Genomic DNA, 24,592 nt, shown 5'->3' with positions numbered 1-24,592 from the left:
TGATCAGTCAGCGAAAAACACTATGAGGGTCTAAATTCATAGTGTTCACGTTTACTTTTCAGGGCAGGAAAGGGGCTGCCCAATATGTGACTTGTTGTGCCAATGTTTCCTTCATCCAAGGGAAAAACAGAGCCTGTATGGAAGGAGAAGTTGATGCCTTACCAACCGAATGACCTACTGAGCCGTCATTTTGAAGAAAGCGGCCACGACCTCATCAGAAAGGTCGAAGAGCAACTCAACCTGGTTTCACCCAACAGCCCCAACATCCCGATTTACCGCGACATGATCCTGACCGTGCTACGCATGGCCCAGGAAGATCACAACCGCTGGAATGCCAAGATCACCCTTCAAGCCCTTCGTGAACTGGAACACGCTTTCCGTGTTCTGGAGCAATTCAGGGGGCGCCGAAAGGTCACTGTCTTTGGCTCGGCCCGAACACCTATAGAACATCCCTTATACGGTCTGGCCCGGGAACTTGGCGCCGAGCTGGCGCGCTCGGACCTGATGGTCATTACCGGTGCCGGTGGCGGCATCATGGCGGCGGCCCACGAAGGTGCTGGCCTGGAACACAGCCTGGGATTCAATATCACCCTGCCCTTCGAGCAACATGCCAATCCCACCGTCAATGGCACCACCAACCTGCTGCCCTTCCACTTCTTCTTTACCCGCAAGTTGTTTTTCGTCAAGGAAGCCGATGCGCTGGTCCTGTGCCCTGGCGGTTTCGGCACCCTGGATGAAGCGCTGGAAGTGCTGACACTGATCCAGACAGGCAAAAGTCCGCTGGTGCCCGTGATATTGCTGGACGCGCCCGGCGGCAAGTTCTGGCAAGGTGCGCTGGACTTCATCCACCATCAACTGGAGGAAAATCGCTACATCCTGCCGACCGATATGAAACTTGTCAGTCTGGTCTACAGCGCGGAAGACGCTGTTGAGCAGATCAACCAGTTCTACAGTAACTTTCACTCCAGTCGCTGGCTCAAGCATCAATTCGTGATCCGCATGAATCACAAGCTCAACGACCAGGCGCTCGAACACATGCAAGAGGCCTTTGCCGACCTGTGTCTGAGCGATCACTTCCATCAACATGCCTACAGCGGAGAGGAACACGACGAAGCGCAGTTCAGCCACCTGGCACGACTCGCTTTCACCTTCAACGCCCGTGATCATGGACGCCTGCGGGAACTGGTGGACTACATCAACCTGCCGGAAAACTGGGCACAACCCCAACCCCAGGCGCAACAGCGCTCGCGGGAACCGTCCAAGGTTACGTAAGCAAAAAAAACGGCCCGCTATCGAAATAGCGAGCCGTTTCAGTCAATCGTCCATCCCTCGGCCACTGAACAAGCGGCTGATCATTTCCATGGAATATCCCCGATAACTCAGGAACCTGCCCTGTTTGGCACGTTCCCGGGCGTCTATCGGCAAATGCCCGGAAAACTTTCGCCGCCAGGTGTCTTCCAGTTGTTCCTGCCAGTTGATACCACTCTCGCGCAAAGCAAGTTCGATGTCGGTACGCTGCAGGCCGCGCTGGCTCAACTCTTCACGAATACGCAAAGGGCCATAACCGGAACGGGCACGGTAGGAAACAAAGCTTTCTAGATAACGTGATTCGGACAGCAAGCCTTCTTCCGTCAAGCGGTCGAGTGCCGTGTCGATCACTTCAGGGAGGGCGCCGCGTTGACGCAGTTTACGCGTCAACTCGACTCGACCGTGCTCGCGTCGAGCGAGCAGGTCCATTGCGGTTCGCCGCACCGCGACGAGTGTATCGAGTACGGCGGTCATCGGATCAATCAGATATCAGCGTCAGCCAGGTCATCAGCAGTCTCTTTGACTGGCGATGCTTTAACGTCCGGCGCTGGAGTCAGCAACTTGTCGCGCAGTTGCTTCTCGAGCTTGGCGGCAATTTCCGGATTGTCTGCCAGGAACTTGGCCGAGTTAGCCTTGCCCTGACCGATCTTGGTGCCTTCATAGGCATACCAGGCGCCGGACTTCTCGACGAAACCGTGCAGCACGCCCAAGTCGATCATCTCACCGTTAAGGTAGATGCCCTTGCCGTAAAGAATCTGGAACTCGGCCTGACGGAATGGCGAAGCCACCTTGTTCTTCACAACCTTGACGCGGGTTTCGCTACCGACAACCTCGTCACCTTCTTTCACCGCGCCAGTACGGCGGATGTCCAGACGAACCGAAGCGTAGAACTTCAGCGCGTTACCACCGGTGGTGGTTTCCGGGCTGCCGAACATCACACCGATTTTCATACGGATCTGGTTGATGAAGATAACCAAGCAGTTGGCATTCTTGATGTTACCGGTGATTTTACGCAGCGCCTGGGACATCAGACGGGCTTGCAGGCCCACGTGCATGTCGCCCATTTCGCCTTCGATTTCAGCCTTTGGAACCAGGGCCGCCACGGAGTCGACGATGATCACGTCAACCGCGTTGGAACGCACCAGCATGTCGGTGATTTCCAGGGCTTGCTCGCCGGTGTCCGGCTGCGAAACCAGCAGGTCGTCGACATTGACGCCCAATTTGCCGGCGTATTCAGGATCGAGGGCGTGTTCAGCATCGACAAACGCACAGGTCGCGCCAGCTTTTTGAGCCTGGGCGATGACCGACAGGGTCAGCGTGGTTTTACCGGAGGATTCAGGACCGTAGATTTCAACGATACGGCCTTTTGGCAGACCGCCAATGCCGAGCGCGATGTCCAGACCCAGAGAGCCAGTGGAAATAGCCGGGATCGCCTGACGGTCCTGATCGCCCATACGCATTACGGCACCCTTGCCGAATTGACGTTCGATCTGACCCAGGGCCGCAGCCAAGGCTTTCTTCTTGTTGTCGTCCATTAAAGTCCTCACGTAATCAATAAGGCCTGACGGCCAACACCTGTATAAGTAGCCAGTATTATTCCACAGCGTTTCAGGATCGCCTACCCCTGATTTGAGATTTCTCCAGCGACATGGCGCAGCAGCCCCTCTAGCGCGGCCTTCACCGTTTGTCGGCGGACCTCGTCACGGCTGCCTCGAAAGTACTGCACCTCGCTGAACACCTGTTCTCCAACGCCCCAGGCCAGCCACACGGTACCCACCGGTTTCCTCGGCGAACCACCATCCGGTCCCGCCACACCACTCACCGCTACGGCAAATCGCGCCTGGCTTTTCTCCTGCGCGCCCCGGACCATGGCCTCGACCACCTCACGACTGACCGCCCCCGCTGTCTCGAACAACACCTCGGGGACATTCAGTTGCAAGGTTTTCTGACGGTTGGAATAAGTGACATACCCGGCCTCGAACCACGCCGAACTCCCGGGAATGCGGGTGATCGCCTCGCTGATCCCGCCGCCGGTGCAGGACTCTGCAGCGGTGACATGGGCATTGAGAACCCGCAAGCGCCGGCCAAGTTCAGCGGCCAGTTGGGTGATTTCTTTCACGGTCATCTCCTGAGCAAGCGGAATGAGAACTACCGTACACGAGCGGATAACGCTTGCAAGGCGCAGGATCGATCAAAATGTTAGCGAGCGAGGGCTCTGATATAAGCCTGACAGGCTTGCAAGGCAATCAGTCCGCGGTTCCGGGCATCGGTGATGGCGATAATTCGTTGCACGCTGCCTGTTCCGCCAGTTGCCGGCCATAACGCCAATCCTGAAAGCGCCACCTCAGCGCCGCCGAGCCACCAGACAACACAGCCAGAAACACAACAACGCCAATGATGCGGTAAGACATCGGCATCAAACCGACGGCTGACATAACACCGCCCTCGCCCGCGCCCAGAGTTGCAAGCGGTCCTGTAAACCGTTCAGGCCGCCGTTGATGCGACGGGTGATGCTGTTGAACTGGTCACGGTCGGCCAGTTCGTTGAAGCCATTGCGCTCCCAGAACCAGGCAGCCGATTCAGCGGCCCACCGGGGCTTTTCCAGAAGTGCTGGTAAAAACAGCAAACGATCATCACCGAAGAGTCCGAGACTGCACTGACGGTAATTGTCGCGACCCGTGATCTGAATCAGGCCTCGGCCACGGTATTTTTGCCCGTCGCCGTCGGCCTCTGGCGTATTACCCAGGCGTACAGACAGTGCGCCTGTGTCGTACTTTTTCATATATTGAACGCTGCCCAACTCACGCACGTGCTGCAACTGCCCCGACTCGTGGCCGACTTGCGCAAGAAACGCAGCGATGCGTTTCGGGGTGTTGATGTTGTGGCGGGTCATGGCTGTGTTGAGTGCGGAAATGAAAACGCCCGCTTGGGAGCAGGCGTTGGGCATAACGATTTGTAGTTGTTGCTGCGTAACAGTCATATAGCCTCCAAAATGCCGTCGGCGACTCGATGTACAAGACTTGGGCAATGATCATGCAGTGGGTCGATCAGCGGAGTGATCTTCATGGGGGTTTCATCGGGTAATAAAAACCCGCTTAAGTGCGGGTTTGAGTGAAAGGTACTTGGCCTTGGGAAACCCGCATCCTTGCGGGTCGGATGCCGGTCGGCACCGCTGCTCGCCAGTCCATTGGGCTTTGTGTTCAGCGATCCTGGCGGGTATCTCGCGGCGGCACTTCGCAAACGCCAATCCGCTTGGCCGCCCAGCGCTCATAAAGGCCAATGGCAACGTCTGCCCCAGCCATCGCCGTCAGGCAACCGAATGCGCAAGCCGTCCAGATCGACACGCCGGCGGCATACAGCAGCATGATGGCCGAGACCCCGCAGACCATGCAGGCCCCGGATCGCAAGGCCAGACGCCGCAGCAATGACCAGCCGCGGGCGCCCTCCTTGTCGGCGCGCCACATTTCGCCGGACACCCCGCCCACCAGGGCGAGGACGATGACGAGCCAGATCGGCATCTCCAGCAACGCTTGTTGCTCGTTTGTCATGTCGCGTCTCCTGAGGGGGGGATTGATGAGTGATGGGGGTGTCTTTCAAACGGTGTCTCTTGAGTTGCCTGACGGTAGGTGGGCATTCCAAAAAGCCCGGCGCTAACCGTAATACTGTTCACTTAAGCGCGGCGTCCACATTTGTGGCGAGGGGATTTAGCGAAACGTCGCACCACCCCGTTGGGCTGCGAAGCGGCCCCAGCGTCTTTTCAGACAGACTAAGTTGTCTGGATTACGACTGCTTCGCAGCCGAACGGGGTGGTGCGGCATTCCGATAACCCCCCTCGCCACAGGTTCTAGCTCGACTGAAGAATGTCTTAAGTGAACAGCATTACGGCGCTAACCGGACTTTTCAGAATGCGATCCTTCGCGTCGACCTTTCGGCGCTACTGGCGCGGTACGGGCCCATTCATATTATTTTTCCGACCGCGGTCCCTGCCCGCCGGATAACTGCTTGCGGTGCTTTACGCTGCACACCCGGGTCAGTTGCCAACCCTCTGAACCGTTGAGGCCGGTTCATCGCTGCCTTTGTGGTGGAACTAGAGAGCTTCGTTTCGAGCTGCTTTGTTGAGCGGCTTGAGACAAAGAATATGCATTGATGCATACACAGTCAATGCGCCAACGCATTTATTTGTGCGATAGAAATGCACAAACGCATTAACGCCCTGCAGACAAAGGCGCTGGTGGTTTTTTGCAGGCGAAAAAAAACCCACTCAGTGGTGGGTTTTATCTGACAGCGGTGAGGTTAACGGGCGTACATGCCCCACCAGAAGACATGACCGAGGATGACAATCTGCTCTTCCTGGATTTCCTGGAAGGTGTAGTCCTCGTCTGGATGTTCATCGCGATTGAAGCTGCGCAGGCGTATCCCTGTCGGCAGGCGATAAAGCTGTTTCACTCGCAACTGGCCGTTGTGGTTGATGGCGTAGAGGTCACCGTCGACGATGTCACCAATCCCGCACTTGCCGGCGTTGACGCCTACCGTGGCGCCGTCGCGCAGCACCGGCAACATACTGTTGCCGCGCACGGTCACGCATTTGGCCTGGTCGAACTGCACGCCGTTGTGGCGCAGACTCCGCTTGCCGAAACGCAGGCTAGAGCGCTCGCTCTCTTCGATGACGAATCTTCCTGATCCTGCCGCCAATTCAACCTCGCGAAGAAAGGGGACCGATACCTCGTCATCATCAACAGGCGTATCGTCGTCCCACAGACTTATGTCCTTGAGTTCCGAATGCAGTTGATCGCGCCCGGCGCTGGCTGCCGGCACGACATCCGCTCGCCCCCGCAACTGGTCGGTGCTCACGCCGAAGTACTCGGCGATCTTCGAGATGTGTTTGTCCGAGGGATCGACGATCTTCCCGCTGAGGATCCGCGAGAGAGTGGATTGAGGCACGCCGGTACGACGGTGAAGCTCCGTGGGGGAGATCCCGGCCTGATCGAGCAGCGCTCTTAAGACGGTAGAAACATTGCGTTTTTGCATAAAACGCATAGTGCTTGTTCTTTTCGCGGAAGACAAATGCCAAATTGCATAAATTGCGCATATGCGGTGCATACACCGAAGAAATGTATCGCGGGGCTTTCATGCCTGCGTCGGGTGGACCGCCCATGTTAACCTTGCGCCCATCGCGGAAAAGCCGGGCCGATGCCCCTCCTTTGCCCTACACCTTTCAACGAATTTGCCTGATTATCCGATGAATAAAGCCCTTTCTGATCTGTCCTCCCACACGCCAATGATGCAGCAGTACTGGCGCCTGAAAAACCAGCACCCTGACCAGTTGATGTTCTACCGCATGGGCGACTTCTACGAGATCTTCTATGAAGACGCGAAGAAGGCCGCCAAGTTGCTGGACATCACCTTGACCGCCCGCGGGCAGTCGGCGGGCCAGGCGATTCCGATGTGTGGGATTCCTTACCACGCCGCGGAAGGTTACCTGGCGAAACTGGTCAAGCTCGGCGAGTCGGTGGTGATCTGTGAGCAGGTCGGCGACCCGGCGACCAGCAAGGGACCGGTGGATCGTCAGGTGGTGCGGATCATCACGCCGGGTACGGTCAGCGATGAAGCGCTGCTGGATGAGCGTCGGGACAACCTGATCGCAGCGGTGCTGGGTGACGAGCGTCTGTTCGGCCTGGCGGTGCTGGATATCACCAGCGGCAACTTCACCGTGCTGGAGATCAAGGGCTGGGAAAACCTGCTGGCGGAACTGGAGCGGGTCAATCCGGTAGAACTGATGATCCCGGACGATTGGCCGAAAGACCTGCCGGCGGAGAAACGTCGTGGGGTTCGTCGCCGCGCGCCGTGGGATTTCGAGCGTGACTCGGCACTGAAAAGTCTTTGCCAGCAGTTTTCCACCCAGGACCTGAAAGGTTTCGGCTGCGAGAACCTGACCCTGGCCATCGGCGCCGCCGGTTGCCTGCTCAGCTACGCCAAGGAAACCCAGCGCACCGCCCTGCCCCATTTGCGCAGCCTGCGCCATGAACGCCTGGACGACACCGTGGTGCTGGACGGCGCGAGCCGTCGCAACCTGGAACTGGACACCAACCTGGCCGGCGGTCGCGACAACACGTTGCAATCGGTGGTCGATCGCTGCCAGACCGCCATGGGCAGTCGTCTGCTGACCCGCTGGCTGAACCGCCCGTTACGGGATTTGACCGTATTGCTGGCGCGCCAGACCTCGATCACCTGCCTGCTCGACGGTTACCGTTTCGAGAAACTGCAACCGCAGCTCAAGGAAATCGGCGACATCGAGCGGATCCTGGCGCGGATCGGCCTGCGTAATGCCCGTCCTCGCGACCTGGCTCGCCTGCGCGATGCGCTTGGTGCATTGCCTGAATTGCAAGTGGCGATGACGGAGCTGGAAGCTCCGCACATCATTCAACTGGCGAAGACCACCAGCACCTACCCGGAACTGGCGGCGCTGCTGGCAAAAGCCATCATCGACAACCCACCGGCCGTTATCCGTGACGGCGGCGTGTTAAAAACCGGATACGACGCCGAACTGGACGATCTGCAATCGCTCAGCGAAAACGCCGGGCAATTCCTGATCGACCTCGAAGCCCGCGAGAAGGCCCGTACCGGTCTGTCGCACCTGAAAGTCGGTTACAACCGCATTCATGGCTACTTCATCGAGTTGCCAAGCAAGCAGGCTGAATCGGCGCCGGCAGACTATATCCGTCGCCAGACGTTGAAAGGTGCCGAGCGCTTCATTACGCCGGAACTGAAGGCATTCGAGGACAAGGCCCTGTCGGCGAAGAGCCGCGCCCTGGCGCGCGAGAAGATGCTCTATGAAGCACTGCTCGAAGATTTGATCGCCCAGTTGCCGCCGTTGCAGGACACCGCGGCGGCACTGGCCGAACTGGACGTGCTGAGCAACCTTGCCGAGCGCGCGCTGAACCTCGATCTAAACTGCCCGCGCTTCGTTAGCGAGCCGTGCATGCGCATCAGCCAGGGTCGTCACCCGGTGGTCGAGCAAGTGCTGACCACGCCGTTCGTGGCCAACGACCTGAGCCTCGACGACAACACCCGCATGCTGGTGATTACCGGTCCGAACATGGGCGGTAAATCCACCTACATGCGCCAGACCGCACTGATCGTGCTGCTGGCACACATCGGTAGCTTCGTTCCGGCGGCCAGTTGCGAGTTGTCGCTGGTGGATCGGATCTTTACCCGGATCGGCTCCAGCGATGACCTGGCCGGCGGACGTTCGACCTTCATGGTCGAAATGAGCGAAACCGCGAACATTCTGCACAACGCCACCGAGCGCAGCCTGGTGCTGATGGACGAAGTCGGTCGCGGCACCAGCACCTTCGACGGTCTGTCCCTGGCGTGGGCGGCGGCCGAACGCCTGGCGCATCTGCGGGCTTATACGCTGTTTGCCACCCACTACTTCGAGCTGACCGTGTTGCCGGAAGCCCAGCCATTGGTGGCTAACGTCCACCTTAACGCCACCGAGCACAACGAACGCATCGTGTTCCTGCACCACGTGCTGCCAGGGCCTGCCAGCCAAAGCTACGGCCTTGCGGTAGCGCAGTTGGCCGGTGTGCCGAGCGAAGTGATCGTGCGCGCTCGCGAACACTTGGGCCGGCTGGAAGCGACCGCCCTGCCTCATGAAGCTCCCAAGACCGCCAAAGGCAAACCAGCCACGCCGCAACAGAGCGACATGTTCGCCAGCCTGCCGCATCCGGTGCTGGATGATCTGGCCAAACTTGATCTGGACGACATGACGCCGCGTCGTGCGCTCGAAATGCTCTATACACTAAAGACACGGATCTAACGCACTTGCCTGCAAGCTGTTAGAATCTCGCGCGGTTTGGGATGCTGCTGGCTTATAGCCTGACCAGCAGACTATCGCTCCCAAACCTGGCGACCCCAACGTGAAGGGGCTCCGCTGCCGCCGCCTGAGGAGAAAATTAGAAATGACCTTCGTCGTCACCGACAACTGCATCAAGTGCAAGTACACCGACTGCGTAGAAGTGTGTCCGGTGGACTGCTTTTACGAAGGCCCGAATTTCCTGGTGATTCACCCGGATGAGTGCATCGACTGCGCACTGTGCGAACCAGAATGCCCTGCCGTGGCCATCTTCTCCGAAGATGAAGTCCCGGAAGACATGCAGCAATTCATTCAGCTGAACGTTGAGCTGGCGGAAATCTGGCCCAACATCACCGAGAAGAAAGAATCTTTGCCCGATGCCGAAGAGTGGGATGGTGTCAAAGGCAAGATCAAAGATCTCGAACGCTGATTGCCCCCGCGTTCCCGAAAAGGCCCCTTGTGGGCCTTTTTGCTTTTCTGCAGGCAAAAAAAGGGGCGGTTTGACCCGCCCACATTTTTTCCCTATTCCCTGTGTTCCTTTTCATCGTCCTGATGAATCGCTTCCTGCGATGTCCTTCCCCTCATCCTTGAAGGGTGTGTCTGTCCGTCGACACAGTTCAGATACTAGAGAATTCCCTACCAAGAGCAATCGCCTCCAATAGCTGAAGTTTTCTGTCACACGCTATTCACATAAAAAAAATAAGCATACAAATCAATAAGTTAATCTTCGCTCTTGTAGGAATATGTACGACTGCTACGCATTGAAATTAGCGAACACTTACGAAAGAGTAAGCAAACTCTTACAGCGGGAGACTACAAACCAGAGGAACTACGGAGGGAACTCCCAGCCTGTCTTCCAGGCAATAAAAAACCCCGAACAGTCGGGGCTTTTTAATGCCAGCCAGAAAATTACTTATTGAAACAGCGACTCGCTCGACAGGCCGTTCTTCTCGAGAATCTCCCGAAGACGCTTCAGGCCTTCAACCTGAATCTGTCTGACCCGCTCCCGGGTCAGGCCAATTTCCAGGCCTACATCTTCAAGCGTGCTGCTCTCGTGACCGCGCAGGCCGAAGCGGCGTATCACCACTTCGCGTTGCTTGTCGGTCAGCTCCGAGAGCCATTGATCAATGCTCTGGGACAGGTCGTCATCCTGCAACAGTTCACATGGATCGGTTGGACGGTCATCGGTAAGGGTGTCCAGCAGGGTTTTATCCGAATCCGGACCCAGTGAGACGTCGACCGAAGAAACCCGTTCGTTCAGGCCGAGCATGCGCTTGACCTCGCCCACCGGTTTTTCCAGCAGGTTGGCAATTTCTTCGGGTGAGGGTTCGTGATCGAGTTTTTGCGTCAGCTCCCGTGCAGCCCGCAGGTACACGTTGAGCTCTTTGACCACATGAATCGGCAACCGGATGGTCCGGGTCTGGTTCATGATCGCGCGCTCGATGGTCTGACGAATCCACCAGGTCGCGTAGGTCGAAAAGCGGAAGCCGCGTTCGGGGTCGAACTTCTCTACCGCCCGGATAAGACCGAGGTTGCCCTCTTCGATCAGGTCAAGCAGCGACAGACCCCGATTGACGTAACGCCGGGCGATTTTCACCACCAGCCGCAGGTTACTTTCAATCATGCGTTTGCGCCCGGCCGGATCTCCACTTTGCGACAAGCGCGCAAAATGAACTTCTTCTTCGGGGGATAACAGAGGGGAAAAACCAATCTCATTGAGGTACAGCTGCGTGGCATCGAGCGCACGCGTGTAGTCAATGTACTTGTGTTGCTTTAACGAGGCGGAGTGTTTGGATTTGGCACGAACGGAAGGTGGAGCAGCCCCTTCATCATTCGACATCGAATCCGTACCGATGCCGGTCTCCATCAGGAGAACCTCATCGTCGATGTCAAACTCCGGCACTTCTTTACTGAGAGCCATTGTTATAGTCCTTTGGTGAGTTCGACCTCAGGCTCAAGCGGCGCCTTTATCCCTGGCAACGCTGGAACCTGTTCCCTCTACGCGACGGAACAGGCTGGAAAGCGATCAACGACGTGGCAGGAATTGCAGCGGATCTACTGGTTTACCTTGTCGGCGAATCTCAAAATGCAGCTTCACCCGGTCTGTACCCGTTGACCCCATTTCGGCAATTGTCTGTCCGACCTTGACCTGCTGCCCCTCCCGAACCAACAGCCTGCGGTTATGTCCGTAGGCACTGACGTAGGTGTCGCTGTGTTTGATGATGACTAATTCGCCGTAGCCCCTTAAGCCACTCCCGGCGTATACCACCGTCCCATCAGACGCAGCTAAAACAGGCTGTCCCAAATCCCCGGCGATATCAATTCCTTTATTCAAACTCCCGTTTGAAGAGAATTTTCCAATAAGAATGCCATTAGATGGCCACCCCCAGCCGGTCGGGGCCGGACCGGCAGGAGGCATCGGAACAGGGGTCGGCTTGCTGCCGACGGACGGTGTAACCACCGCAGTACTGGTGGTTGCGCCATTCGCCTGGCGCCGGATTACCGTGGTTTTCAGCGACGAAGAAGGCGTTGAATCGGCGGTGCTGGCCATCGGCGTCGGCGTTGAACCGGTGCGACCGTCAAAGCGAATCGTCTGACCCGGATGGATCGTGTAAGGCGTAGGAATGTTGTTGCGTGCCGCGAGGGCTTTGTAGTCCCAACCGTAGCGAAAGGCAATGGAGAACAAGGTGTCTTTAGGCCGGACGACGTATTGACCCGTGGTCACTGCCGGACGCTGGGCGACGGCTTTGTTGCGATCGACGACGCGAACATCACTCGACTTGTTGCTGGAGCAACCTACCAGCAAGGTGCTCAAGACAAGGCCAGTCACCAGGCGCTGAAAGCTCGTTTTACCCATTCGCTGCGCAATGACTGTGAGACTCACCCGCCGCTCCCTTTGTGGTGGCTGAAAATGTGGATTGCCGTGTTCCGGCATGAAATGTCGCAAGTATAACGAGCCGTGCAGGCTTTACCTTTAATGAAGCGAAATGGCTTCGCGCACACGTTTGCTGCCTGACGATGAAATCCGTTTAACTGATCGATGCCGGTGTAAGACACAAGCAATCGAAGAGAATTCAGCGCCCTGAAACAAATGCTCAGGCCAGTGGCCCATTGAGCAACGGGACGAAGCGAACAGCCCCCAGCACACGCCGGGAAAAGCCCTGCTCTTCCCGGATGATCAGCATCAATTGTTGAACCTCGCCCGAGCCGACCGGAATCACCAGCCGCCCGCCCGGTGCCAACTGATCGAGCAGCGCCTGAGGTACATCGGTCGCCACCGCCGTCACGATAATGCCGTTGTAAGGCGCCAGCGCCGGCCAGCCTTCCCAACCATCGCCCCAGCGGAACACTACGTTGCGCAGGTTCAGTTCCACCAGGCGTTCCTTGGCCCGGTCCTGCAGAACCTTGATGCGCTCGACTGAAAATACCCGTTCGACCAGTTGCGACAGTACCGCCGTCTGATAGCCCGAGCCGGTGCCGATTTCCATCACCTTGTCGAGAGGACCTGCCTCCAGCAGCAGCTCGCTCATGCGAGCCACCATATAAGGCTGCGAGATGGTCTGGTTATTGCCGATCGGCAGTGCCGTGTCTTCGTAGGCACGATGAGCCAGCGCCTCGTCGACAAACAGGTGACGCGGTGTACGGCGAATGACTTCCAGCACCTTGGCGTTGGAAATTCCTTCTTCATACAGGCGTTGAATGAGGCGCTCACGAGTCCGTTGCGAGGTCATCCCGATACCACGACGCAGAATATCGTCTTGTTCACGAGCCATTAGTTCAGCCCCTCCAGCCAGCCATCGAGACTTCTGAAGGCATCATTAAAGGTGCGATCCAGTTGCAGTGGGGTGATTGAAACATAGCCTTGCATCACCGCATGAAAATCGGTGCCCGGGCCGCCATCTTCGGCATCCCCCGCCGCCGCAATCCAGTAACCGGATTTGCCGCGCGGATCGACCACTTTGATCGGCGCCGCAGCACGTGCGCGATGACCGAGGCGGGTCAGTTGAACACCGCGAATATGGTCCAGCGGCAAATTCGGAATGTTCACGTTCAGTACCGTACGCGGTGGCAGTTCAAGGTCCGCGTGAGCCTCTACCAGTTTGCGCGCGAAGTACGCGGCTGTGGGAAGGTTCTCCACTTGCCGTGAGACCAACGAAAAGGCAAACGAAGGGCGCGCCAGGAAACGTCCCTCAAGGGCTGCCGCCACGGTGCCGGAATACAACACGTCATCACCCAGGTTGGCGCCCAGGTTGATACCCGAAACCACCATGTCCGCCTCGCACTCCAGCAAGCCATTAAGGCCCAGGTGCACGCAATCGGTCGGTGTGCCATTGAGGCTGATAAAGCCGTTGGCCAGGGTTTGCGGGTGTAACGGACGGTCGAGCGTCAGCGAGCTGCTGGCGCCGCTTTTGTCTTGGTCCGGGGCGATAACCACGCATTCGGTGTAATCCGCCAGCGCAGCATAAAGCGCGGCGAGACCGGGTGCGGTTACCCCATCGTCGTTAGAAATCAGAATACGCATGGGCTGTCCGTCTGCCCCACCGGCACCAGATCAACAAGCTCGCGCACCAATACGGTGGCAAAGCATCCGGCCGGAAGGACGAATTCCAGTTGCAGAATGTCAGGCTCGGGATAATGCCACGTCAACCCACCAATGGGCAGTCGCAGGATGCGACGTTCGTGGCTCATACCGGCGTTAATCAACCAATCACGCAAGTCCGCTTCGCGCGTGGCGATTGCCTGCTCCAGTTCATGGACAGCGCCAGTGGCCGGCGAGTCACCTTCGCCCCACTGCGGACCGGTCGGGTGCAGATCGAGAATCGCCAGGCGCGGGTCGCTGCACTCGGCTTCACCGGCCGGAAAGAAGCTGCGACTGTCGGTGAAGGCCAGCAGATCGCCAACCAGGGCACGCTGCCAGCTCCCATCGGCGACACGCGCCGCCAACACCTGATTAAACAGAAAACTGCGCGCCGTAGAGAGCAGACGCGAACGCACGTTGCGCTGTTCCGGCAACGCTTTACGCGCCGCCCAGGCACGGGCATCGACCACGTTACCGCCGTCAAACCCAAAACGCTGGGCGCCGAAATAATTGGGAATACCTTGCTTGGCGATCAGTTGCAGACGCTCGTCGATCGCCGCTTTGTCGCCAGCGAATTGCGTCAGTCGCAACGTGAAACCATTGGCCGAGTGAGCACCGCGTTGCAGCTTGCGTTTGTGCCGGCCGGTCTTGAGGATCTTCAGCGTATCGTTTTCTGCCGCCGACAGATCAGGATCAGCCTTGCCCGGCAGCTGCACGCTGAACCACTGGCGAGTCAGCGCCTGACGATCCTTGAGGCCCGCGTAACTGACGGTGCGCAATGGCACGCCCGCCGCCTTGGCGATCCGTCGTGCCGCTTCTTCGGTATTCAGACCGCGTTTTTCCACCCAGATCCACAAGTGCTCGCCGTCGCCACTGAGGGGAATGTTGAGGACTTCATCGACCTGGAAATCTTCCGCCGTGGCTTTCAGCACTGCAGTGCCGAGGGCTTCGCCATAGGCCCGCGGGCCGAGCAATTGCAGTTCGTTCATGCGCGCAGCAACAAGGCAATGGAGTGCACGGCAATGCCTTCTTCGCGACCGACAAAGCCGAGCTTTTCGGTGGTGGTAGCTTTCACGTTCACTTGATCCAACTCAACTTGAAGATCCGCGGCAATCAGCGCGCGCATCGATTCGATATGCGGGGCCATTTTCGGCGCCTGGGCGACGATGGTGTTATCGACGTTGCCGACTTTCCAGCCCTTGGCGTGGATCAGTGCGACGACGTGGCGCAACAGCACTCGGCTGTCGGCGCCTTTGTATGTCGGGTCGGTGTCCGGGAAATGTTTGCCGATATCACCCAGCGCAGCGGCGCCGAGCAAGGCATCGCTCAAGGCGTGCAGCAGGACGTCACCGTCGGAATGAGCGAGCAGCCCGAAGCCGTGTGCAATGCGCACGCCGCCCAGAGTAATGAAATCGCCTTCAGCGAAACGGTGCACATCATAGCCGTGGCCAATACGCATAAAAAAACGCCCCGATTTTTGTCAGGGCGTGATTCTACCTGCATTAGGCGCCTAGGGCGCGTGCGTGATGCTGCAAGTGGTCATCAATGAAGCTGGCGATGAAGAAATAGCTGTGGTCGTAGCCGGGTTGCAGGCGCAACGTCAGCGGATGACCGGCCAGTTTGGCGGCCTGTTGCAAGGCTTCAGGTTTGAGCTGGGTGGCCAGGAAATCGTCGCGATCACCTTGGTCTACCAACAACGGCAACTTCTCGTTCGCTTCGGCAATCAGGACGCTGGTATCCCATTCGCGCCATTTCGACCGGTCTTCACCCAGGTAGCGGGAAAAGGCCTTCTGCCCCCAAGGACAGTCCATCGGATTGTTGATTGGCGAGAACGCCGACACCGACTGATAACGACCCGGATTACGCAACGCGCAGACCAGCGCGCCGTGGCCGCCCATGGAATGACCGCTGATGCCTCGCTTGTCCGAGGCAGGGAAATGGGCTTCGACCAATGCGGGCAATTCCTGCACGACATAGTCATGCATCCGATAATGCCGCGACCAGGGTTCCTGCGTGGCATTCAGATAAAACCCGGCACCGAGACCGAAGTCCCAGGCGCCATCCGGATCACCCGGCACATCAGGACCGCGAGGGCTGGTGTCCGGGGCAACGATGATCAGCCCCAGCTCGGCGGCCATGCGCATGGCGCCGGCCTTTTGCATGAAGTTTTCGTCGGTGCAGGTCAGGCCGGACAACCAGTACAGCACCGGCAACTTGCCGCCCTGCTCCGCTTGCGGCGGCAGGTACACGGCAAACACCATGTCGCAGCCGAGCACATCGGAGCGGTGCCGATAGCGTTTGTGCCAGCCGCCGAAGCTTTTCTGGCAGGAGATATTTTCCAGGCTCATGACCGACCTCAGAAATGGATGACGGAACGGATGCTCTTGCCTTCATGCATCAGGTCGAACGCCTTGTTGATATCTTCCAGGCCCATGGTGTGGGTGATGAACGTATCCAGCGGGATTTCGCCGGTTTCAGCCATCTCGACATAGCTTGGCAACTCGGTACGACCACGCACGCCGCCGAACGCCGAACCGCGCCAGACGCGACCGGTCACCAGCTGGAATGGACGGGTGGAGATTTCCTGGCCAGCACCGGCGACGCCGATGATTACCGACTCGCCCCACCCCTTGTGGCAGCACTCGAGTGCAGCACGCATCAATTGGACATTGCCGATGCATTCGAAGGAAAAGTCGACGCCGCCGTCGGTCATGTCGACGATGACTTCCTGGATCGGACGATCGAAATCTTTCGGGTTCACACAATCGGTTGCACCCAACTGCTTGGCGATCTCGAACTTGGCCGGGTTGATGTCGATGGCGATGATCCGCGCAGCCTTGGCTTTGACAGCACCGATGACTGCCGACAGACCGATGCCGCCGAGACCGAAAATAGCGACGGTATCACCTGGTTTTACCTTGGCGGTATTAAGAACGGCACCGATGCCGGTGGTGACACCGCAGCCCAGCAGGCAGACTTTCTCCAGTGGCGCTTCTTTTTGAATTTTGGCGACGGAGATTTCCGGCAGCACGGTGTACTCGGAGAACGTCGAGGTCCCCATGTAGTGAAAAATGGGTTGGCCTTTGTAGGAAAAGCGCGAAGTGCCATCCGGCATCAGGCCTTTACCCTGGGTCGCGCGAATCGCCTGGCACAGGTTGGTTTTACCCGACAGACAGAATTTGCACTGGCGGCATTCCGGGGTGTACAGCGGGATCACGTGATCACCGACGGCCACGGAGGTAACGCCTTCACCGATCGCCTCGACCACCGCGCCACCTTCGTGACCGAGGATCGACGGGAAGATACCTTCCGGATCCGCGCCCGACAGCGTGTAGGCATCGGTATGGCAGACACCGGAGGCAACCACTCGCAGCAGGACTTCACCGGCCTTCGGCATGGCGACATCGACTTCAACGATCTCGAGGGGTTTCTTGGCCTCGAAGGCAACGGCAGCGCGTGACTTGATCATGTGGATTCTCCAGCGAATAAAAACAAGACAAGGAGTGTAATACAGCGCCTTACGGTGAATAATCCGGACAAAAGCAAAACATTATTGCCATACAGGGATAATCCTTGATGTCCGAAAACCGCTGGGAAGGTATCGACGAGTTCGTCGCCGTCGCCGAGTGCAGTCAGTTCACGGCTGCCGCAGAACGCCTCGGGGTTTCTTCCTCCCACATCAGTCGACAAATAGTACGCCTCGAAGAGCGCCTTCAGACGCGACTGCTGTATCGCAGCACCCGCCGGGTCACGCTGACCGAAGCCGGGCAAACCTTTCTGCAACATTGCCAGCGCCTGCAGGATGGTCGCGAAGAAGCACTGCGAGCGGTGGGCGACCTGACCAGCGAACCCAAAGGCATGCTGCGCATGACCTGCGCCGTGGCGTACGGCGAACGATTCATCGTGCCGCTGGTAACCCGTTTCATGGGGCTCTATCCGCAACTGCGCATCGACATCGAACTGAGCAATCGTCAACTCGACCTCGTGCACGAAGGGCTGGACCTGGCGATCCGTCTCGGTCGCCTGCAGGACTCGCGGCTGGTAGCGACACGCCTGGCGCCACGACGCATGTACCTGTGTGCATCGCCGTCCTATCTGGAACGCTACGGCCGGCCGCACAGTTTGTCGGAACTGAGCCGCCACAACTGCCTCATCGGTAGCTCGGACATCTGGCAACTGGAACAGAACGGGCGGGAATTTTCCCAGCGAGTGCAGGGAAACTGGCGCTGCAACAGTGGGCAAGCGGTGCTGGATGCGGCGTTACAGGGAGTGGGTTTGTGTCAGTTGCCGGACTACTACGTGCTGGAGCACCTTAAAAGCGGCGAGTTGATTTCGCTGCTGGAAGCCCACCAACCGCCGAACACTGCCGTGTGGGCGCTTTATCCGCAGCAGCGGCATCTGTCGCCAAAGGTGCGCAAGTTGGTGGATTACTTGAAGGAAGGGTTGGCTGAGCGGCCGGAGTATCGGAGTTAAGTCCTAGGTTGCCTGCAACATAGAATCTCCCACAGGGGTCGCTGGCAAACACCGAAAAGCCGGTCAACGCAAAACACTGTGGGAGCGAGCCTGCTCGCGATGGCGGCAGAACAGTCAACAAGTCATTCAGCGGCGGTTAGCCCAACGCTGGCGCAACCATTCGAGATCTTCAGGGCGCGTGACCTTGAGATTGTCGGACCGGCCTTCAATCAGTCGCGGCGCCAGCCCCGCCCACTCCATCGCCGAAGCTTCGTCAGTAATCACGGCATCGGCCACCAGGCTGTCCGCCAAAGCCCGATGCAATGCACCCAGGCGAAACATCTGCGGCGTATAGGCTTGCCAGATCACACTGCGGTCCACGGTTTCGACCACACGACCGTGCTTGTCGACCCGTTTGAGGGTATCGCGTGCCGGAACCGCCAGCAGTCCGCCAACCGGATCATCAGCGAGCTCACCCAGCAATTTGTCCAGATCATCACGACTCAGATTCGGCCGCGCCGCATCGTGAACCAGCACCCAATCGTCATCGTCAGCGCCTTGCGCATGCAAATGCAGCAACGCATTGAGTACCGACCCGGAACGTTCGGAACCACCTTCAACCCGCTGAATCCGTGGATCGCCAGCGCATGCCAGGTTCGGCCAATAAGGATCATCAACAGCAAGACTGACCACCAACCCTTTCAGGGAAGGATGATCAAGGAAACAGCCGAGGCTGTGTTCGAGAATAGTGCGCCCGTCCAATTGCAAATATTGCTTGGGACGGTCCGCGGCCATTCGGGCACCGACGCCCGCGGCAGGAATTACAGCCCAGAAGGCCGGTAACGAAAGGTTCATTGAGCCAGCTGGTAAAGGGTTTCACCGTCCTTGACCATGCCCAATTCATGACGAGCCCGCTCTTCAACGGTCTCCATGCCCTTTTTCAATTCACTGACTTCAGCGTCCATCACCCGATTGCGCTCAAGCAGCCCCTCGTTCTCAGCGTGTTGATCTGCGATCTGCTGAGTCAGTTCGGCCACTTGCGCCAGACTGCCATTACCCACCCACAGGCGGTATTGCAGGCCAGCCAGCAGCAGGAGCAAGACGAGGAACAACCAATTGGGACTGCGCATCGAATATCAGGTATCCAGTGAAAAAAGACAGCCATGCCAAAACTTTGAAGCTTCTGATAGCACGAAGCCTGGAAGATCCAGGCTTGTGCTTATAAGGCATCAGATTAGTGGCAAATCCATCGCTGCTGCGATTTTTCCGACACAATCCGGTGTCTTTTTTACCAATTAACGATTAACCGCGGAATTCGCTGCGACCGTTGTACTTGGCTTTGCCATTCAACTGCTCTTCGATACGCAGCAGTTGGTTGTACTTGGAAACACGGTCCGAACGGCACAGGGAACCGGTCTTGATCTGGCCAGCCGCGGTGCCCACAGCCAGGTCGGCAATGGTCGAATCTTCGGTTTCGCCGGAGCGGTGCGAGATCACGGCAGTGTAACCAGCGGCCTTGGCCATCTGGATGGCTTCCAGGGTTTCGGTCAGGGTGCCGATCTGGTTGAACTTGATCAGGATCGAGTTGGCGATCTTTTTATCGATGCCTTCTTTCAGGATCTTGGTGTTGGTCACGAACAGGTCGTCGCCCACCAACTGGGTTTTCTCGCCGATCTTGTCGGTGAGGATTTTCCAGCCAGCCCAGTCGGACTCGTCCAGACCGTCTTCGATCGAGATGATCGGATAACGCTCGGTCAGGCCTTTCAGGTAGTCAGCGAAACCTTCGGCGGTGAACACCTGGCCTTCGCCGGACAGGTTGTATTTACCGTCTTCGTAAAACTCGCTGGCAGCGCAGTCCAGCGCCAGGGTCACGTCGGTGCCCAGCTTGTAACCGGCATTCGCCACGGCTTCGGAGATCACTTTCAAAGCGTCTTCGTTGGAAGCCAGGTTCGGTGCGAAACCACCTTCGTCACCCACAGCAGTGCTCAGGCCACGGGCCTTCAGAACAGCTTTGAGGTGATGGAAAATCTCGGTGCCCATGCGCAGACCTTCCGAGAAAGACTTGGCGCCTACTGGCTGAACCATGAATTCCTGGATGTCGACGTTGTTATCGGCGTGCTCGCCACCGTTGATGATGTTCATCATCGGAACCGGCATCGAGTAAACACCCGGGGTGCCGTTCAGGTTGGCGATGTGAGCGTACAGCGGCAGGTCCTGGTCCTGTGCGGCTGCCTTGGCGGCGGCCAGGGAAACGGCGAGGATCGCGTTGGCGCCCAGGGAGCCTTTGTTTTCAGTACCGTCGAGCTTGATCATCGCGTGATCCAGCGCTTTCTGGTCGCTTGGGTCTGTACCCAGCAACAGGTCACGGATCGGACCGTTGATGTTGGCGACGGCTTTCAGAACGCCTTTGCCCAGGTAACGGCTCTTGTCGCCATCACGCAGCTCGAGTGCTTCACGCGAGCCAGTGGAAGCACCGGACGGCGCGCAAGCACTGCCGATGATGCCGTTATCGAGAAGCACGTCTGCTTCCACAGTGGGGTTGCCACGGGAGTCGAGAACTTCACGACCTTTGATGTCGACGATTTTTGCCATTGTTGTAAACACTCCAAAGTTGACGAAAACGACGCAGCTGAAGGAAATCTTGTATCGCCGGCAAGCAATGTGCAGCGGGCAGACTTGCGGACGAGAAGGCCCAGACCCGAGGGCCTGAGCATTAATTCGTGCGGTACTTTACCGGAGAAATGAGGATTACGCGGTTTCTACCGTCGGAAAACTCTTCACCAGTTCGTCCAAAGCTTTGAGCTGGGCCAGGAATGGCTCCAGTTTGTCCAGACGCAAGGCGCAAGGGCCATCGCATTTGGCGTTGTCCGGGTCCGGATGCGCTTCGAGGAACAGACCGGCCAGCGACTGGCTCATGCCAGCCTTGGCCAGATCGAGGACCTGAGCGCGACGACCGCCGGCGGAATCGGAACGACCACCAGGCATTTGCAGCGCGTGGGTCACATCGAAGAACACCGGGTATTCGAACTGCTTCATGATGCCGAAGCCAAGCATGTCGACGACCAGGTTGTTGTAGCCGAAGCTCGAACCGCGCTCGCAGAGGATCAACTGATCGTTACCGGCTTCCACGCACTTGTTCAGGATGTGTTTCATTTCCTGAGGCGCAAGGAACTGGGCTTTCTTGATGTTGATCACCGCACCGGTCTTGGCCATCGCGACCACCAGGTCGGTCTGGCGCGACAAGAAGGCTGGCAGCTGGATGATATCGCAGACTTCAGCGACGACCGCGGCCTGATCAGGCTCGTGGACGTCGGTGATGATCGGCACGCCGAACGCTTGCTTGATGTCCTGGAAAATCCGCATGCCCTCTTCCAGGCCAGGGCCACGGTAAGAGGTCACGGAGGAACGGTTGGCCTTGTCGAAGCTGGCCTTGAACACGTAAGGGATACCGAGTTTCTCGGTGACCTTTACGTATTCTTCACAGACCTGCATCGCCATGTCGCGGCTTTCCAGCACGTTCATGCCACCGAAAAGCACCATTGGCTTGTCGTTGGCAATCTCGATATCGCCTACGCGGATGATCTTCTGGGCCATCGGATTTACGCCTTCTTCTGGTGTTGAACCAAAGCTGCTTTAACGAAACCGCTGAACAACGGGTGACCGTCGCGTGGTGTCGAGGTGAACTCAGGGTGGAACTGGCAAGCGACGAACCATGGATGATCCGGGGCTTCAACCACTTCAACCAGCGCGCCATCACCGGAACGACCAGTGACTTTCAGGCCAGCCTCCATGATTTGCGGCAGCAGGTTGTTGTTCACTTCGTAGCGGTGACGGTGACGCTCGACGATCACGTCCTTGGCGTAGCAATCGTGCACCAGGGAACCCTGCTCCAGCAGGCAATCCTGAGCGCCGAGGCGCATGGTGCCGCCCAGATCAGACGTTTCAGTACGGGTTTCGACGGCGCCGGTGGCATCTTCCCACTCGGTGATCAGCCCCACGACCGGATGGCCGCTGGCGCGATCGAACTCGGTGGAGTTGGCGTCTTTCCAGCCCAGCACGTTACGAGCGAACTCGATCACGGCCACTTGCATGCCCAGGCAGATACCCAGGTACGGAACCTTGTTTTCGCGAGCGAATTGAACGGCAGTGATCTTGCCTTCCACGCCACGCAGACCAAAGCCACCCGGTACCAGAATCGCGTCGACACCTTCCAGCAGCGCAGTGCCCTGGTTTTCGATGTCTTCGGAGTCGATGTAGCGCAGGTTGACCTTGGTGCGGTTGCTGATGCCGGCGTGACTCATCGCTTCGATCAGCGACTTGTAGGCGTCCAGCAGTTCCATGTACTTGCCGACCATCGCGATGGTGACTTCATGCTCAGGGTTGAGCTTGGCATCGACCACGGCTTCCCACTCGGACAGATCGGCGCCGCCACATTGCAGGCCGAAACGCTCGACAACGAAATCATCCAGGCCCTGGGAGTGCAGGATGCCCGGGATCTTGTAGATGGTGTCGGCGTCTTCCAGCGCAATCACCGCACGCTCTTCAACGTTGGTGAACTGAGCGATCTTGCGACGCGAGGAGATGTCGATCGGGTGATCGGAACGGCAAACCAGCACGTCAGGCTGCAGGCCGATGGAACGCAGTTCCTTGACCGAGTGCTGGGTAGGCTTGGTTTTGGTTTCACCGGCAGTGGCGATGTAGGGCACCAGTGTCAGGTGCATCAGCATCGCGCGCTTGGCGCCGACTTCGAAACGCAATTGACGGATCGCTTCGAGGAACGGTTGCGATTCGATGTCACCCACGGTGCCACCGATCTCGACCATGGCCACGTCGGCATCGCCGGCGCCCTTGATGATCCGGCGCTTGATTTCGTCGGTGATGTGCGGGATCACCTGAATGGTGGCGCCCAGGTAATCACCACGGCGCTCTTTGCGCAGGACGTGTTCGTAGACACGGCCGGTGGTGAAGTTGTTGTTCTGGGTCATGGTCGTGCGGATGAACCGCTCGTAGTGGCCCAGGTCCAGGTCGGTCTCGGCGCCGTCGTGGGTGACGAACACTTCACCGTGCTGGAACGGGCTCATGGTGCCCGGGTCAACGTTGATGTACGGGTCCAGCTTCAGCATGGTGACCTTAAGTCCCCGCGCCTCCAGGATGGCCGCCAATGAAGCCGATGCGATGCCTTTCCCCAATGAAGAAACAACACCGCCCGTGACGAATATGTAGCGCGTCATGAAAAACCCTAGAAGTCTGCGTTAAAGCGGTCCGAGCCGCCGGGGAAAGCGAAGGAAGGCCGAAGCCCCCGATCACCTGCATTAATCACAGTGCACCTTTCAAAAAAACCGCCGCGTTGGGACAGACCGGAAGATGAAACACCGGTAGGTTGCTCGCTACACATTTTTTGGAATCGCCCAGCAAAGACTGCTTGGTAATCGGCAACTCCTGCAATTCAGGCGAATCCACAGAAGTTGTATCAAGAAGGGAGCGTAGTCTACCGGAAAGCCCCTTTCAGCTCAAACCTAGATCTTCGTGCGGTGGCTGCCAATGCAAATTCCAACGGTCCTTTGCATTGCCATCCAAGCCCCGCAGGTTGGCCACCGCCAGCAATTGCTCGCCTCGATAGAGCAGCGGCAATCTGCCACGGACAAATCCCGGCACGCCGCTTTCATTGAGCAATCGCTTCAGATCGCGATGGCCGCGACCGGGTAAATTCATCACCTCACCTCCCTCACGATAGCGGATATGCAGCAGGCCATCGGGGATTTGACCGGTGAGTGTGAGCACGCCGTTATCCGGCAACACCAGTGATACCGAGGGCTCAGCCCAAGACACCGGGGATGGCGGAGTGCGCAGCCAGCCACCTGACAGCCACCAGAGACGCCCACCCGCGCGATGCAACTCACCCGCCGCCAGCCGCCAGAGCGGACGCGCATCGCCGGTCGCATCGCGCACATTCTCCCAACCCGACCAATGGTCACTGTCCGGCAAGGTCGTCAGCGGTTTGAGCCAATGACTCAGCGCATTGCGCTGACGTGCATCAGACAGTTTCTCCAGCAGTGCCAACTCCAGCGACGGCAAACCCAACCAATCGAAATCACTGGCGGTGCTGGCGTGGGCCAGATCGATTTGCGCCAATTCGTCGAGCAATCCCTGCGCTTCGCTCAGATGCGCAGCGCTGCGCGCCATGGTCGCCACCGCTTGCGGCCAGCGCGCGGTCAGTACAGGGAACACTTGATGACGCAGATAATTGCGTGAGAACTGGTGGTCCTGGTTCGACGGATCCTCGATCCAGCTCAACTGATGTTCAGTCGCGTAGGCTTCTAGCTCGGCGCGAGTGACATTGAGCAACGGTCGCAACAGATGCCCCCGCCCCAATGGACGCTCACTTGGCATCCCCGACA

24 protein-coding genes and 1 pseudogene are annotated in these 24,592 nt (G+C 58.2%); 4 read left to right on the top strand and 21 right to left on the bottom strand.

Annotated elements, in window-relative coordinates:
* Positions 1–153: 153 nt before the first annotated feature.
* Positions 154–1,272, top strand: coding sequence for an LOG family protein (locus AC3WP4_RS11885; protein WP_102615348.1), 1,119 nt, complete (start codon positions 154–156; stop codon positions 1,270–1,272).
* A gap of 42 nt (positions 1,273–1,314) precedes the next feature.
* On the opposite strand, the gene recX is transcribed toward AC3WP4_RS11885, so the two are convergent.
* The 7 genes and pseudogenes from recX to AC3WP4_RS11850 form a co-directional block, all read right to left on the bottom strand.
* Entirely contained in the window at positions 1,315–1,782 is a 468-nt protein-coding gene (recX, locus tag AC3WP4_RS11880; protein WP_102615347.1) for a recombination regulator RecX, read from the bottom strand.
* Between the two features lie 8 nt (positions 1,783–1,790).
* Complete coding sequence (gene recA, locus AC3WP4_RS11875) at positions 1,791–2,843, bottom strand: recombinase RecA (RefSeq protein ID WP_007907270.1); 1,053 nt, start codon at positions 2,841–2,843, stop codon at positions 1,791–1,793.
* A gap of 83 nt (positions 2,844–2,926) precedes the next feature.
* Entirely contained in the window at positions 2,927–3,427 is a 501-nt protein-coding gene (locus AC3WP4_RS11870) for a CinA family protein (RefSeq protein ID WP_074880845.1), read from the bottom strand.
* Between the two features lie 80 nt (positions 3,428–3,507).
* Positions 3,508–3,624, bottom strand: a pseudogene (locus AC3WP4_RS11865) (lysis protein); the annotation flags it as partial.
* A 100-nt stretch (positions 3,625–3,724) separates the two neighbouring features.
* Positions 3,725–4,288, bottom strand: a complete 564-nt coding sequence (locus AC3WP4_RS11860) for a glycoside hydrolase family 19 protein (RefSeq protein ID WP_074879639.1) — start codon at positions 4,286–4,288, stop codon at positions 3,725–3,727.
* Between the two features lie 220 nt (positions 4,289–4,508).
* The gene (locus AC3WP4_RS11855) at positions 4,509–4,856 is read right to left on the bottom strand and encodes a phage holin family protein (protein ID WP_074879641.1); all 348 of its coding nucleotides are present in this window, start codon (positions 4,854–4,856) and stop codon (positions 4,509–4,511) included.
* Positions 4,857–5,601: 745 nt separating this feature from the next.
* Positions 5,602–6,336 (bottom strand): LexA family transcriptional regulator, encoded by a 735-nt coding sequence (locus AC3WP4_RS11850; protein WP_074880849.1) that lies wholly within the window; start codon positions 6,334–6,336, stop codon positions 5,602–5,604.
* A 211-nt stretch (positions 6,337–6,547) separates the two neighbouring features.
* Between AC3WP4_RS11850 and mutS the strand changes: the two genes are divergently transcribed.
* Positions 6,548–9,127, top strand: a complete 2,580-nt coding sequence (gene mutS / locus AC3WP4_RS11845; RefSeq protein ID WP_076029939.1) for a DNA mismatch repair protein MutS — start codon at positions 6,548–6,550, stop codon at positions 9,125–9,127.
* A gap of 142 nt (positions 9,128–9,269) precedes the next feature.
* Positions 9,270–9,593, top strand: coding sequence for a ferredoxin FdxA (gene fdxA / locus AC3WP4_RS11840; protein ID WP_008154011.1), 324 nt, complete (start codon positions 9,270–9,272; stop codon positions 9,591–9,593).
* 483 nt (positions 9,594–10,076) lie between these two features.
* Here the strand turns inward: fdxA and rpoS are convergent, their stop codons facing one another.
* The 8 genes from rpoS to AC3WP4_RS11800 all read right to left on the bottom strand — a co-directional run bounded on the left by rpoS (position 10,077) and on the right by AC3WP4_RS11800 (position 17,211).
* Positions 10,077–11,084, bottom strand: coding sequence for an RNA polymerase sigma factor RpoS (gene rpoS, locus AC3WP4_RS11835; RefSeq protein ID WP_008154012.1), 1,008 nt, complete (start codon positions 11,082–11,084; stop codon positions 10,077–10,079).
* A 105-nt stretch (positions 11,085–11,189) separates the two neighbouring features.
* On the bottom strand, positions 11,190–12,047 hold the full coding sequence (locus AC3WP4_RS11830) for a peptidoglycan DD-metalloendopeptidase family protein (protein WP_102615346.1): 858 nt from the start codon (positions 12,045–12,047) through the stop codon (positions 11,190–11,192).
* Between the two features lie 211 nt (positions 12,048–12,258).
* Positions 12,259–12,894, bottom strand: coding sequence for a protein-L-isoaspartate(D-aspartate) O-methyltransferase (locus AC3WP4_RS11825; RefSeq protein WP_173860469.1), 636 nt, complete (start codon positions 12,892–12,894; stop codon positions 12,259–12,261).
* Positions 12,895–12,935: 41 nt separating this feature from the next.
* Positions 12,936–13,685, bottom strand: coding sequence for a 5'/3'-nucleotidase SurE (gene surE, locus AC3WP4_RS11820; RefSeq protein WP_074879649.1), 750 nt, complete (start codon positions 13,683–13,685; stop codon positions 12,936–12,938).
* Positions 13,673–14,731 carry a tRNA pseudouridine(13) synthase TruD gene (gene truD / locus AC3WP4_RS11815; RefSeq protein ID WP_102615345.1) on the bottom strand — a complete coding sequence of 353 codons (1,059 nt, stop codon included), beginning with the start codon at positions 14,729–14,731 and terminating at the stop codon, positions 13,673–13,675. Before truD ends, surE begins: the two co-directional genes overlap by 13 nt.
* Positions 14,728–15,201: a 2-C-methyl-D-erythritol 2,4-cyclodiphosphate synthase gene (gene ispF / locus AC3WP4_RS11810; RefSeq protein WP_076029935.1), complete on the bottom strand. Its 474-nt coding sequence runs from the start codon at positions 15,199–15,201 to the stop codon at positions 14,728–14,730. Before ispF ends, truD begins: the two co-directional genes overlap by 4 nt.
* Positions 15,202–15,244: 43 nt before the next feature.
* On the bottom strand, positions 15,245–16,090 hold the full coding sequence (gene fghA, locus AC3WP4_RS11805) for an S-formylglutathione hydrolase (RefSeq protein WP_102615344.1): 846 nt from the start codon (positions 16,088–16,090) through the stop codon (positions 15,245–15,247).
* A gap of 8 nt (positions 16,091–16,098) precedes the next feature.
* The gene (locus AC3WP4_RS11800) at positions 16,099–17,211 is read right to left on the bottom strand and encodes an S-(hydroxymethyl)glutathione dehydrogenase/class III alcohol dehydrogenase (RefSeq protein ID WP_008154027.1); all 1,113 of its coding nucleotides are present in this window, start codon (positions 17,209–17,211) and stop codon (positions 16,099–16,101) included.
* A 107-nt stretch (positions 17,212–17,318) separates the two neighbouring features.
* Here AC3WP4_RS11800 and AC3WP4_RS11795 point away from each other — a divergent pair, with 107 nt between their 5' ends.
* Entirely contained in the window at positions 17,319–18,215 is an 897-nt protein-coding gene (locus AC3WP4_RS11795) for a LysR family transcriptional regulator (protein ID WP_074879661.1), read from the top strand.
* Between the two features lie 126 nt (positions 18,216–18,341).
* Here AC3WP4_RS11795 and ispD read toward each other — a convergent pair whose 3' ends face one another.
* The 6 genes from ispD to tilS all read right to left on the bottom strand — a co-directional run.
* Positions 18,342–19,049, bottom strand: coding sequence for a 2-C-methyl-D-erythritol 4-phosphate cytidylyltransferase (gene ispD / locus AC3WP4_RS11790; protein WP_074879664.1), 708 nt, complete (start codon positions 19,047–19,049; stop codon positions 18,342–18,344).
* Entirely contained in the window at positions 19,046–19,324 is a 279-nt protein-coding gene (ftsB, locus tag AC3WP4_RS11785; RefSeq protein ID WP_008028992.1) for a cell division protein FtsB, read from the bottom strand. The genes ispD and ftsB overlap by 4 nt, the downstream gene beginning before the upstream one ends.
* Before the next feature lie 172 nt (positions 19,325–19,496).
* Positions 19,497–20,786 (bottom strand): phosphopyruvate hydratase, encoded by a 1,290-nt coding sequence (eno, locus tag AC3WP4_RS11780; protein WP_010462792.1) that lies wholly within the window; start codon positions 20,784–20,786, stop codon positions 19,497–19,499.
* Between the two features lie 156 nt (positions 20,787–20,942).
* Complete coding sequence (gene kdsA, locus AC3WP4_RS11775; protein ID WP_056720954.1) at positions 20,943–21,788, bottom strand: 3-deoxy-8-phosphooctulonate synthase; 846 nt, start codon at positions 21,786–21,788, stop codon at positions 20,943–20,945.
* 5 nt (positions 21,789–21,793) lie between these two features.
* Complete coding sequence (gene pyrG, locus AC3WP4_RS11770) at positions 21,794–23,425, bottom strand: CTP synthase (protein ID WP_074879667.1); 1,632 nt, start codon at positions 23,423–23,425, stop codon at positions 21,794–21,796.
* A gap of 274 nt (positions 23,426–23,699) precedes the next feature.
* A partial coding sequence (gene tilS / locus AC3WP4_RS11765; RefSeq protein WP_102650637.1) for a tRNA lysidine(34) synthetase TilS occupies positions 23,700–24,592 on the bottom strand: 893 nt, incomplete at its 5' end.

The sequence above is a fragment of the Pseudomonas sp. FW305-20 genome (genome assembly GCF_058788075.1).
Note: the sequence above shows the minus strand (reverse complement) of the source record. Positions and strands in the feature narration are given on the sequence as shown.